This is a genomic window from Qipengyuania sp., assembly GCF_042095715.1.
GTDB lineage: Bacteria > Pseudomonadota > Alphaproteobacteria > Sphingomonadales > Sphingomonadaceae > Qipengyuania.
In genome coordinates this window covers 1-11,474 of record NZ_JBELMO010000082.1, presented here as the reverse complement: position 1 = coordinate 11,474, position 11,474 = coordinate 1, and the positions used below count along the sequence as shown (strand labels likewise).

The following is an 11,474-nucleotide window of genomic DNA, read 5'->3' as shown; positions in this document are numbered from 1 at the left end:
GGGGTGGCTTTGCCGAAACGCAGCGCGAAGCGCCCTATGAGTACGAGTTCGTCTACACGCGCACGAACAATCCCTCCGATCCGCTGGGGGACCTGTTCATCAACCGGCTCGACCAGCAGCGCGGCTCCGCGACCGTGGCGTTCTCCGACCTGACGGAGCGACTCTACTACGGCGGGATCGACCTGACCTACGAAGCGACCGACTGGCTCAATGCCACGATCGGTTATGCCTATACCGACACGCGCCGCATTTCCGAAAGGCGCGAGCTGTCGCTGCGGGCCACCTCCGGATTTCCCGAGGTATTCGGGGTCTTCCGCCCGGATGCCCTGTTCGGCGACGATCTAATCGATCTCGGCTTCGATCCGGTCCGCCAGCAGGCGGCCGGGATCGGGCCTTATCAATATAACATTTTCGAAACGACCGAGACCGATCCGGCTTTTCGCGCCGATCTGGATGTCCACGCGGCCTATGCGCTCGTGCGGCTCACCCCGGCAGACATCGGGCTGACCGCCGACCTCGGCGTGCGATACGAGGATGCGGACCAGTCCGTCGTCCCGCTCCAGATTTTCGACACGCCCTCCAACTCCGGCGCGAACACCCAGCTCAACAACGACTACTTTCTTCCCGGCGCGACGCTGACCTATGAAATCGGGTATAATTTCCAGCTCCGCGCCAGTGCATCGCGAACGATCGCGAGGCCGCAGTTCCGCGAGCTGATCTTCCAGACCTATTTCGATCCGGAAACCAACCGCCAGTTCAACGGCAACCCCGCCTTGGTGGACAGCGAGCTGACGAACTACGAATTGCGCGGCGAATATTACGTCAACAGCGCCAATCGCGTCAGCCTGGCGGGCTTCTACAAGAACATCGACAACCCCATCGAGGTGTTCTCGACATTCTCCCAGAACGAGCAGATCAGCGGCTTCGCCAACGCACCCACCGCAAAGCTTTACGGCGCGGAGCTGGAAATCGAGGCGAGCGAGGATCTGGCCGATTGGGGTGGCTGGTTTGGCAACAAACGCCTCGTCGCCATCGTGAACTACACCTATACCCAGTCCGAACTCGAAGTCAGCGACAGCGATATCGCGCGGGTGTTCCCCTTTGCCGATCAGCCGGCAACCAATTACTTTCGCGATGGCGTGCCCCTGACCGGCCAGTCCGATCATATCGCCAACTTCCAGCTCAGCCTGGAAAATCAGGACGATCTCCAGCAATTTACGGTGCTTGCGAATTACGCCAGCGAGCGGGTCACCAGCCGAGGCACGCTGGATCTTCCCGATATCTACGAAGATCCCGGTCTGCGGATCGATCTGGTCTTCCGCCAGGGCCTTTCGCTGGGCGGTATTCCCCTGGAACTCAAGCTGGAGGGCCGCAACCTCACCAGCCGCGACAACCTGGAATATCAGGACAATGGCACTCGCCGGATCGACATCAACAGCTATGCCGTGGGCCGCAGCTTCTCCGCGTCGATTTCGGCGGAGTTCTAGGATCTCGCCGACTTCCGGAACGGGCGCTTCTTCCGCGTGGAGAAGCGCCCGTTTCCTCACGCGTTAGCTGGTCAGGAATTTGTTTAGACGCTCTTTGATGATTGCGTCGGCCTCCGCCATGATCCGGTCGATCAGCTCCTGACAGCTGGGGATATCGTCGATCAGGCCGGCCACCATGCCGCAGGACCAGGCGCCTGCATCCATGTCACCCTCGGTCATGATGCGCGGATAGACGCCGGCGACCTGAGCGTAGATATCCTCGAACTTCAGATCGTCGCCCTTCTCCCGCTCGATCTGGAGAATTTCCTCCACCGCATCGTTGTTCAGCACGCGCTCGGTATTGCGCAGCGGACGCATCACCAGCCGGGTATCGAGTTCGCTCGCCGCGACGATCGCCTTCTTCACGTTTTCGTGCACCGGCGCTTCCTTCGTGGCGATGAAGCGTGTGCCCATGTTCATGCCGTCGGCCCCCATCGCGAGGCTGGCGACGAGGCTCCGGCCATCCGCCTGTCCGCCGCTGGCAACGAAGGGAATGTCCAGCTCATCCGCCGCGCGCGGGAGAAGGATCATATTGGGAATATCGTCTTCACCCGGATGCCCCCCGCATTCGAAGCCGTCCACGCTCACCGCGTCGCAGCCGATTTCCTGCGCCTTCAGGCTGTGGCGAACGCTGGTGCACTTGTGGATCACCTTGACGCCCGCATCCTTGAGATGGGGCATCACCTGTTGCGGATTGCGTCCCGCCGTTTCCACGATGCGCACGCCGCCATCGATGATTGCCTTGACCAGCCCCGGATAGTCGGGAGGGGTCAGAGACGGGAGAAAGGTGAGATTTACCGCGAAGGGCTTGTCGGTCATGTCGCGGCACTTCGCGATCTCGTCCGCCAGCTTTTCCGGGGTGCCCAGCGTCAGGCCGGTGATGGTGCCGAGCCCACCGGCATTGCTGACCGCGGCCGCCATTTCGGCAAGACCGACATAGTGCATTCCGCCCTGGATGATGGGGTGTTCGATCCCGAACAACTCGGTAATCCGCGTCTTCATCGATGTCCTCTCCCTTTGCGTCTCCGCCCGTCACGCGTATCGCCCGATCCGAATAAAGCAAGTGCGGGAGCAGGTAGCATGGACGCAGCGCGGGGGCCGGTGATCGTGGGGGTCGGGCAGGTCAACGACCGGACGGACGAGCCTGACCTTGCGCTCGATCCGGTGCAGCTGATGGCCGAGGCGCTGCGCCGCGCCGATCACGATGCAGGCGGTGGCGTGCTGGCCGATTGCGACAGCCTGGCAGTGGTCAGCCAGATTGCCTGGCCCCGGCTCAACCCCGTCGACGGGACGTTGGCGGACATGCTCGGCATTGCGCCGAAGCATCGCGAGCAGACCGACAAGCCTAATGGCGACAGCCCGATCCGGCTGCTGAACGAGGCCGCCAACCGCATCGGCGCGGGGGAAGCGACCGTCTGCGCGGTCGTTGGCGGCGAGGCGCTGCGTACCGCCGCACGCATAGCCGCCGCGAAACCACGCGAAGACGGATCGAAGCCCAACGCGCTGCGCGATGCATCGCACCGCGTGCGCGAGGGCTTTGCGCAGCGCCATGGTCTGGTGGTGCCGGTGGATGTCTATCCGCTTTACGAGAACGCGGGCCGGGCCGTCCGCGGAGAGACACTGGCCGAGGGGCAGGCGGAAAGCGGCAAATTATGGTCCGGCATGAGCGAGGTCGCGGCGGAGTGCAAGCATGCCTGGCTCCGCCAAAAGGTCGCACCCGATGACGTCGTGACGCCATCGGCAGGCAACCGGCCGATTGCCTTTCCCTATACCAAGCTCCAGGTCGCGAACGCCTCCGTCAACCAGGGGGCCGGCTATATCGTGACCAGCCTGGCCGAAGCGCGGCGGCGCGGGATCGAGGAGGAGCGTCTCATTCACGTCGGTCATGGCGCTGCCGCGCACGAGGACGAAGACTTCCTCAAGCGCGACAGTTACGCCGCTTCGCCCAGCCTCGCGACTTCCATCGAACAATGTCTCGCCAAGAACGCGATTGCACCCGGCGATCTGAATCACGTTGAACTCTACAGCTGCTTTCCGTGCGTGCCCAAGCTGGCCCGCCGCGTGCTTGGCTGGCCGCTGGAGCGACCGATCACGGTGTTCGGCGGGCTGACTTTCGGCGGCGGCCCCATCGGCAATTACATGAGCCATGCCGTCGGCTGCATGGTCGAAAAGCTGCGCGAAACCGGCGGTAAGGGACTGCTGTTCGCCAATGGCGGCTATGCGACGCACAACCACACGATCCTGCTATCAGCCGATCCACTCGATTGCAGCTTCCCGCATGATTTCGACTGCCAGAAGATCGCCGACGCACGGCGCGGCCCGATTCCTCCCTTGGCGCAAGACTATGCAGGTCCCGCCACGCTGGAAACCTGGACCATCCATTACGACCGGGAAGGTGAGCCGAGGCTAGCCACAGTGGTGGCGCGCACACCCGATGGGGTGCGGACCCTGGCTGTGGTGGAAGCGAATGACACAACGTCGATCGCAGAACTGACAGGGGCGACCGATCCCATCGGCCGCCCCGGTCAAATTACCCGCAATGGGTCGGACGAGCGCGGAACCTGGGCCTTCGCCTGATCGCCCGCGCCCTCAGGGTCGTTCAGGCGGCGCTGGGCAGAAGCCTGTCGCCTGCAATCCGCTGCATCGCCTTCTGAAGCTTTTCGAAAGCGCGCACCTCGATCTGGCGGATGCGTTCACGGCTGACGTCATAGACCTGCGACAGCTCTTCCAGCGTCTGCGGATTGTCGGTCAGCCGCCGCTCGGAGAGGATGTGCTTCTCCCGATCGTTGAGACTGTCCATCGCTTCCAGCAGCATTTCGTGCCGCATGACGGCTTCCTGGTCTTCTGCGACCATTTCGTCCTGAAGCGGGCCGTCGTCGGTCAGCCAATCCTGCCATTCCCCGGCGCCCTCTTCCCCGCCGCGCATGGGCGAATTGAGCGAGCCGTCGCCGCCCATCATCATGCGGCGGTTCATGTTGATGACTTCCTGCTCCGGCACGCCCAGATCGGTTGCGATCTTGGTGACGTCATCGGGGTGGAGATCACCGTCCTCGTAAGCGTCGAGGTTCTTCTTCATGCGGCGCAGGTTGAAGAACAGCTTCTTTTGCGCGGCGGTGGTGCCCATCTTGACGAGGCTCCAGCTGCGCAGGATGAATTCCTGGATCGATGCCTTGATCCACCACATGGCGTAGGTGGCAAGACGGAAGCCGCGATCGGCCTCGAACTTCTTGACGCCCTGCATCAGGCCGACATTGCCTTCGGAAATCAGATCCGAGACGGGCAGGCCATAGCCGCGATAACCCATGGCGATCTTCGCCACGAGTCGCAGGTGCGAGGTAACTAGCTGCGCGGCAGCTTCGCTGTCCTCATGCTCCTCGTACCGCTTGGCGAGCATGTATTCCTGCTCAGCCGTCAGTACGGGAAACTTCTTGATTTCCGAGAGATAGCGGTTGAGGCTCTGCTCTCCGCCAAGCGCCGGGACGCTCAAACCTTTGGTGTTGCTCACTGGTATCCCTGACCTTTCTTCAAGCCAGCCTCTGATGCCCGGACCCCTGCTGGGCGTCCGCACGGTCGGGCCGCTGAACTCGATATAGTGTCCGGTGGCACGCAATTGAATGCGCTTTCGTCGATTTCAACGTGCAAGTTCGTCGATGAGTTCCCGCAGATCGGGGGGCAGATCGGCCCGGAAAAGGAGCCGTTCGCCGCTGACGGGATGCGTGAAGCCCAGCTCGGCCGCGTGAAGCGCCTGGCGCGCGAAAGACAGCTCGGAAAGCGTGGCGCGAAGCGCCTTGGGTGTGCGTCCATAGACAGGGTCTCCCAATAGCGGATGACCGATTGACGCGCAGTGAACGCGCACCTGATGCGTCCGCCCGGTTTCCAGCCGGCATTCGATCTCCGCGGCGTGGGCGAACCGCCGCAGGGTGCGGTAATGCGTCACCGCGTGCTTGCCCCGGCTGCTCCCGTCCGGCAGCACGGCCATCTTCTTGCGATCGGCGTCGGACCGGCCCAGCCGGGCATCCACCGTGCCTTCCGATGGGATTGGGTGGCCAGCACAAACCGCGAGATAGCGCCGGTCGATGGAATGATCGGCGAACTGGCGGGCCAGCCCTTCGTGTGCCGCGTCCGTCTTGGCGACCACCAGCAGGCCGCTGGTATCCTTGTCGATCCGGTGCACGATGCCGGGCCGCGCCACCCCGTTGATGCCAGACAGCCGGCCCCGGCAATGATAGAGCAGCGCATTGACCAGCGTGCCGTCGGGATTACCCGCCGCAGGGTGCACGACCATGCCCGCCGGCTTGTCCACCACGATCAGTGCATCGTCCTCGAACGTGATGACCAGGGGAATATCCTGCGGCTCCGCCTCGAGCGGCTCGGCAGGCGGCAGGACGATCGAAAAGGCCGCGCCGGAGCCGACCTTGGCAGAGGCGCTGGTGGCGATCGCGCCATCGACCTCGACCGCCCCTTGCGCGATCAGCCCCTTTACCCGTTCGCGCGACAGATCCGTCGCCTCCGCCAGGGTCTTGTCGAGACGACCGGGCGCCGGGACAACTCCCTCGATGCGTCGCGCTTCGGACATGGTAGAGGCCATGCGTGATGACCGTAAATCTGACAAGCGAAGTTCACGGTGCCATCCTGGCATTGGCGAGCCAACACCATCCGCGCGAGGCCTGCGGGCTTCTGTTCGGCACCGATACCGCCATCACTGCGCATCTCCCCGCGCGTAACGTCCACCCCACCCCCGAATCGCATTTCGAGATCGACCCGCAGGCCTTGATCGACGCCCACCGGGCCATGCGCGGCGGTGGTCCGCGCCTGATCGGCTATTATCACAGCCATCCCCGCGGTCCCGCGCGCCCTTCCGCCACCGACCGGGCGATGGCCGCCGGCGACGGTATGATCTGGGCCATCGCGGGCGAAGGCGAGCTGCGCCTGTGGCGCGATGGCAAAAACGGCTTCGCGGCGCTTTCCTACACGCGGGTTTGACGCTAGCTCCTGAGAGATGACCATAGCGCGCCCCTGCCCCCTGACCCCTGCCCATCCATCCTCGCCCCCCATCGGGGGGAAGGCACCTGTTTCCTCTGGACTGTGTCAACACCGTCAACCTGCCCGCTCGAAAGGGGGCCTTTCATGACCGAATCACCCTCCGTCGATCTGGCCGCGATGCTGTGTTCGCGCCTGTGCCACGACCTGCTTTCTCCGGTCGGCGCCTTCGCCAACGGGCTGGAGCTGCTGGCCACGGAAAAAGACTCGGCGATGCGGCAGAACTGCATCGAGCTGCTCGAACAGAGCGCGGTGATCTCCACCAACAAGCTCAAGTTCTTTCGCCTTGCCTTCGGTGCCGCCGGCGGTTTCGGGGAACGCGTGGCGGTTGACGAGGCGCGCGACCTGATCGACGCCATGGTTGCGGACAAGGGCCGGATCGAGGTCGAATGGGCCATCGGCGAGGCGAACCTCGCCAAGTCCGCCGTGAAGGTCCTGCTGAATTTAGCGCAGATCGCAACCGATACGCTGGTACGCGGCGGCACGCTGACGATCGGAGCGGAACGGCGCAGCGGCGCGTGCGAGATCGTGGTGCGCGCCAGCGGCCCCAAGATCGCCTTCGACGAAACGCTGGGCCACGCGCTTGACGGTACGCTCGCCGCCGAAGAGCTTTCCAGCCGCACCGCGGCGGCGCACATGATCCATTTGCTCGCCGTGCAGGACGGCGGGCAATTGCAGTTCGCGGTGGAGCCCGACGCGCTGGTTCTCGGCGCGATCCTGCCGGAAAGCGGAGACCTGATCGGGTGAGCGATTTCGGAGACATCGGCAAGAATCTGCCCCAAAGTCCCGATGAACTGGTTCACCGGCAAACGCGCTCGCCCAATTTCGACGAGCGGACCCTGCCCATTTCCATGGTGGTGATCCATTACACGGAAATGGAGGACAAGGGCTTCGCCATCGAGCGGCTGTGCGATCCGGAAGCCGCGGTTTCGGCCCACTACCTTATCGGCAAGGGTGGCGAGGTCGTGCAACTGGTGCCCGAAGAAAAGCGCGCCTGGCATGCGGGCGTCAGCTACTGGCGCGGCATCCGCGATGTGAATTCGGCCAGCATCGGCATCGAGCTGGATCATCCGGGCCACAAATACGGCTATACCGGCTTTCCCGACGAACAGTTCGAAGCGCTGGTCCCGCTGGTCGCGCGCATGGTGAAGGAACACGGCATCCCGCGCGCGAATGTCGTGGGTCATTCGGACGTGGCGCCCGCGCGGAAGATCGATCCGGGCGAGCTGTTTCCCTGGGAAAGGCTGGCCGAATACGGCCTGTGTCTGCCAACGCCCGAAAAGCTGGAACGCGGCGACCCGTTCGACAACGACGCCGCCTTCTATCTGGCGCTGGAACGCTATGGCTACGACATCACCGATGGTCACAAGGCGGTGGAGGCCTTCCAGCGCCGCTGGCGCCCGCGCTTGATCAATGGCGAGATCGACGGTGAGATCCGCGCGATCCTGTTCCAGTTGCTGCTTGACCGGGATCAGGGGAAGACGCGGTAGGGGCGGCAGGTTTGGGTCGCCTGTCAGATGTCCGGTTCGGGACCGCGAAAGCGGATGGGGATTCTTGGTGTCGATGATTTCGCGACGGCAGCTAACGACCCCGTCGCTGCCGGTCATTCAGATGAGGTTGGCGTAGCAGACGTCTTGTCACGATAAACGATCTTTTGCATCAGTGCGACAAGCTGCCGCTGCTCCTGCGCTGACAAGCCCGCCATCGTTTCGGAATTGACAGATTTGGCCGCCTCAATTGCCGCATCGCGCAGCCCTCTTGCATGGTCGGTCAACCAAATCCGCTGCACCCGGCCATCTGCTTCGTCCTTTTGACGCCGGACAAGTCCATCGCGTTCCATGCGCGCCAACGTGTTGGCCATGGTGGCCTGTTCGATGTCCAGACGTTCGACCAGTTCCTTTTGCGTCAGCCCGCCCCCCTCCCACAGTTCCAACAGTGCCGGGAATGTGCCCGGGGTAAGCCCGAGCGGCCGGATGCGAGCAGCCAATCCTCTTTCGAACAGCCGCGCCATGTGATTCACGAGGTATCCGGCTGACCGGTCTTTGGAAAATGTCATACCGCGCCGATAGCACTTGCATAGCAAGCTATACAATAATACATAGCTGACTATGTGTTACGAGAACGCGGAAGGTTTCCATGGCGAGAATGATCCACCCCATCGCAGGCGCTATCGCTCTGCTCACAATAAGTTTCTTCTGGTTAGCCACCTTGTCATCAGAATTGTTCGGCAGTGAAGCGCTGGTCGTGACCGTCAAGACCATGATCCCGTGGGGCTTCCTGATCCTGATCCCATCGCTGGTGGCGGCAGGCGGCTCCGGTCTTCGATTGGGCAGGGGATGGCGCAACCCGCTGGTCAGTGCGAAGCGCAAGCGCATGCCAATCATTGCAGGAAATGGTATTCTGGTTCTGATACCGTCAGCGCTTTATCTGTCCTTCAAGGCTCAGACGGAGACTTTCGATGCTTGGTTTTACACCGTGCAAACGATTGAGCTGATTGCGGGCGCGGTGAACATCGTCCTGCTCAGCCTCAACATGCGCGACGGACTGCGTCTGACCCGCAAACGTCCGGCGATGAACGACGCCAGTACCTGAGCAAGCTGCATATCCCTACGCGTGGCAGCTACGGACGCTCCCGATGTGATCGGCAGCTTCCTACCCCTCAGTTTAGCTGGAGGTGAGGTGCCCGAATGGCCGCTGTCCGTCACGTGCTTGGCGAGAAGCTACCGATAGCCTATCTGCCGAATCGCCAGGGGGCCGGGCAGCCGCGGGCGCGCAAGCGTTCGAGGAAAGTCCGGGCTCCACGAAGCAAGGGTGGCGGGTAACGCCCGCCGTGCGCAAGCATAGGGAAAGTGCCACAGAGAGAATACCGCCGATGGCCCCGCACGGGGCACAGGCATGGGTGAAAGGGTGCGGTAAGAGCGCACCGGGGCTTCGGCAACGCGGCCCGCATGGTAAACCCCACCCGGAGCAAAGCCGAATAGGGGCGGCGCGCTCTCGAAAGAGAGCTGGGGTGTTTCGCCTCAAGCGTAACTGCTGCGACCGCCCGGGTTGGCTGCTTGAGCCATGTGGCGACACATGGCCCAGATGAATGGCTGCCCCCGCCGATACGGTCCGATTTCGGATACCGTCGGCGGGACAGAACCCGGCTTACAGGCCCCCTGGCACCTTGGAGCCCGCCGCCCCCGGTTTAACGGGTTGCCAGCATGGCGAGGAGGTCGTCGAACTTGCCATCGCGTTCGGCATGGCGGAACGGCTTGACCGGCTCGGTCAGCACTTCCGGCGGGGTCTCGGCGGCTTCGAACTGCTTCATCGTCTCATCGATGAACTCGTCGAGCGGCATATATTCTTCCCGCTCCGATTGCCCGGGTGTCAGTTCGGTCTGAACGCCGGGCGGCGCGATCTCGATGACCTCGACCGCGTCCTTCAGCTTCGCGCGCAGCGACACGGTGTAGCTGTGCAGCGCTGCCTTCGTCGCCGAATAGGTCGCAGCCTTGGGTAACGGCACGAAGGCCAGACCCGAAGTCACGTTGATGACGGCAGCATCGGCCTGACCCTTCAGATGATCTATGAAGCCATCGATCAAGCGGATGGGGCCCAGCAGATTGGTTTCGATCTCCGCTTCGGCATCGCTCAGGTCGCGCGAACCGGTGATGTCCTCGAACTTCATGATCCCGGCATTGTTGACCAAGACGTTGATCGCGGGAAATTTCTCGATCGCATCGCGCACGAACTGGCCGATGTCCGCGCCCTTGCCCGCATCCAGGATCATCACATGGATATTTTCGTATCCTTCGGCTGTTTTGTCGAGCGCATCCCTATTTCGGCTGGCGATGATGACGGTGTTGCCCAAATCGTGCCAACGCCGTGCCAGTTCCCGTCCGATACCGCTGCTGCCACCGGTCAGAAGGATGGTATTCCCGCTTATTTTCATGATTGTTCTCCACATTCGACTGGATTGCGAGGGGTCAAATAGGAAGCTACGCACTTTTGGAAAGTAGGCACCTTCAGGTGCCATAGTTTCCTCGGAGAAAGAAATGCCGGAAACCGCCAACACCAGCTATTCCGACGATCCGAAGATCGATGCTCTGGTCAACGAAACGATTGGTCGGGTAGCAGATAAATGGACGCTGCTGGTTATCGAGGCACTGGAAGACGCGGGCAGCCGCCGCTTCAGCGAACTGGGCCGTGAAGTGCCCGGCATCAGTCAGAAGATGCTGACCCAGACCCTGCGCGCGATGGAGCGCGAGGGGCTGGTTATCCGCACCATCCATCCTGAAGTGCCGCCGCGCGTAGAATACAGGCTGACGGATCTGGGCCACGAACTGGCCGACGCGTTCTGCGGGGTCTGGACATGGGCGGAAAAGAATCTGTCGCGCATCGAGGCGGCGCGCGCCGCCTACGATGCAAGGGGCTAAGGGCGGATTGCCCCGCCCGGCGCAGACCTCTATCGCACTGCCATGACCCGCATCCTGTGGTTTCTCATCAAGCTCATCATCTGGTTCGTGCTGCTGAGCCTGGCGGCGGTGATCGTCTTGCGTTTCGTGCCCATCCCCTACACCGCCACCATGGCGATGGACGACCATGCCGTGGTCAAGGATTGGGAGCCGCTCTCCAACATCGACCGCAATCTGGTCCGCGCGGTCATCGCGAGCGAGGATGGCAAGTTCTGCGAGCATGACGGGTTCGATCGCGAGGCGATCGAGAAGGCGATTAAGCAGAACGCACAGGGCGGGCGCATCCGCGGCGGATCCACCATCAGCCAGCAGACCGCGAAGAACGTCTTCCTTTGGCAGGGCGGTGGCTATTTTCGCAAGGGGCTGGAGGCCTGGTTCACCTTCCTGATCGAGAACCTGTGGGGCAAGCGGCGGATCATGGAAGTCTATCTGAACGTCGCGGAGACCGGCATCG

13 protein-coding genes and 1 other RNA gene are annotated in these 11,474 nt (G+C 62.7%); 9 read left to right on the top strand and 5 right to left on the bottom strand.

Annotated elements, in window-relative coordinates:
- Positions 1-1,487: TonB-dependent receptor domain-containing protein (locus ACFDTG_RS14590; protein WP_375291736.1), on the top strand; the 1,487-nt coding region annotated here is incomplete at its 5' end.
- A gap of 63 nt (positions 1,488-1,550) precedes the next feature.
- Here ACFDTG_RS14590 and ACFDTG_RS14585 read toward each other — a convergent pair.
- The gene (locus tag ACFDTG_RS14585) at positions 1,551-2,528 is read right to left on the bottom strand and encodes an NAD(P)H-dependent flavin oxidoreductase (protein ID WP_375291735.1); all 978 of its coding nucleotides are present in this window, start codon (positions 2,526-2,528) and stop codon (positions 1,551-1,553) included.
- Between the two features lie 78 nt (positions 2,529-2,606).
- Here ACFDTG_RS14585 and ACFDTG_RS14580 point away from each other — a divergent pair, with 78 nt between their 5' ends.
- Positions 2,607-4,103 (top strand): acetyl-CoA acetyltransferase, encoded by a 1,497-nt coding sequence (locus ACFDTG_RS14580; protein WP_375291734.1) that lies wholly within the window; start codon positions 2,607-2,609, stop codon positions 4,101-4,103.
- Between the two features lie 22 nt (positions 4,104-4,125).
- Here the strand turns inward: ACFDTG_RS14580 and rpoH are convergent, their stop codons facing one another.
- Together rpoH and ACFDTG_RS14570 are read right to left on the bottom strand one after the other, a co-directional pair.
- Entirely contained in the window at positions 4,126-5,013 is an 888-nt protein-coding gene (gene rpoH / locus ACFDTG_RS14575) for an RNA polymerase sigma factor RpoH (protein WP_375291738.1), read from the bottom strand.
- 144 nt (positions 5,014-5,157) lie between these two features.
- On the bottom strand, positions 5,158-6,102 hold the full coding sequence (locus ACFDTG_RS14570) for an RluA family pseudouridine synthase (protein ID WP_375291733.1): 945 nt from the start codon (positions 6,100-6,102) through the stop codon (positions 5,158-5,160).
- Positions 6,103-6,119: 17 nt separating this feature from the next.
- On the opposite strand from ACFDTG_RS14570, the gene ACFDTG_RS14565 reads away from it, so the two are divergent.
- The 3 genes from ACFDTG_RS14565 to ACFDTG_RS14555 all read left to right on the top strand — a co-directional run bounded on the left by ACFDTG_RS14565 (position 6,120) and on the right by ACFDTG_RS14555 (position 8,056).
- Positions 6,120-6,509, top strand: a complete 390-nt coding sequence (locus tag ACFDTG_RS14565) for a Mov34/MPN/PAD-1 family protein (protein ID WP_375291732.1) — start codon at positions 6,120-6,122, stop codon at positions 6,507-6,509.
- A gap of 144 nt (positions 6,510-6,653) precedes the next feature.
- Positions 6,654-7,313 carry a histidine phosphotransferase family protein gene (locus tag ACFDTG_RS14560; protein ID WP_375291731.1) on the top strand — a complete coding sequence of 220 codons (660 nt, stop codon included), beginning with the start codon at positions 6,654-6,656 and terminating at the stop codon, positions 7,311-7,313.
- A gap of 104 nt (positions 7,314-7,417) precedes the next feature.
- On the top strand, positions 7,418-8,056 hold the full coding sequence (locus tag ACFDTG_RS14555; protein WP_375291737.1) for an N-acetylmuramoyl-L-alanine amidase: 639 nt from the start codon (positions 7,418-7,420) through the stop codon (positions 8,054-8,056).
- A 113-nt stretch (positions 8,057-8,169) separates the two neighbouring features.
- Here ACFDTG_RS14555 and ACFDTG_RS14550 read toward each other — a convergent pair whose 3' ends face one another.
- Positions 8,170-8,577: a MarR family winged helix-turn-helix transcriptional regulator gene (locus tag ACFDTG_RS14550; protein ID WP_375291730.1), complete on the bottom strand. Its 408-nt coding sequence runs from the start codon at positions 8,575-8,577 to the stop codon at positions 8,170-8,172.
- A 125-nt stretch (positions 8,578-8,702) separates the two neighbouring features.
- On the opposite strand from ACFDTG_RS14550, the gene ACFDTG_RS14545 reads away from it, so the two are divergent.
- Entirely contained in the window at positions 8,703-9,158 is a 456-nt protein-coding gene (locus tag ACFDTG_RS14545; protein ID WP_375291729.1) for a hypothetical protein, read from the top strand.
- 154 nt (positions 9,159-9,312) lie between these two features.
- Positions 9,313-9,732: RNase P RNA component class A (gene rnpB, locus ACFDTG_RS14540), an RNA gene on the top strand.
- A 21-nt stretch (positions 9,733-9,753) separates the two neighbouring features.
- On the opposite strand, the gene ACFDTG_RS14535 is transcribed toward rnpB, so the two are convergent.
- Positions 9,754-10,497: an SDR family oxidoreductase gene (locus ACFDTG_RS14535; protein WP_375291728.1), complete on the bottom strand. Its 744-nt coding sequence runs from the start codon at positions 10,495-10,497 to the stop codon at positions 9,754-9,756.
- Positions 10,498-10,600: 103 nt separating this feature from the next.
- Here ACFDTG_RS14535 and ACFDTG_RS14530 point away from each other — a divergent pair, with 103 nt between their 5' ends.
- Both ACFDTG_RS14530 and ACFDTG_RS14525 read left to right on the top strand, forming a co-directional pair.
- A complete protein-coding gene (locus ACFDTG_RS14530) occupies positions 10,601-10,981 on the top strand; it encodes a winged helix-turn-helix transcriptional regulator (protein WP_375291727.1) in 381 nt (126 codons plus the stop codon).
- Positions 10,982-11,023: 42 nt separating this feature from the next.
- Positions 11,024-11,474, top strand: a 451-nt coding sequence (locus ACFDTG_RS14525) for a transglycosylase domain-containing protein (protein ID WP_375291726.1), incomplete at its 3' end; no start/stop codon positions are given.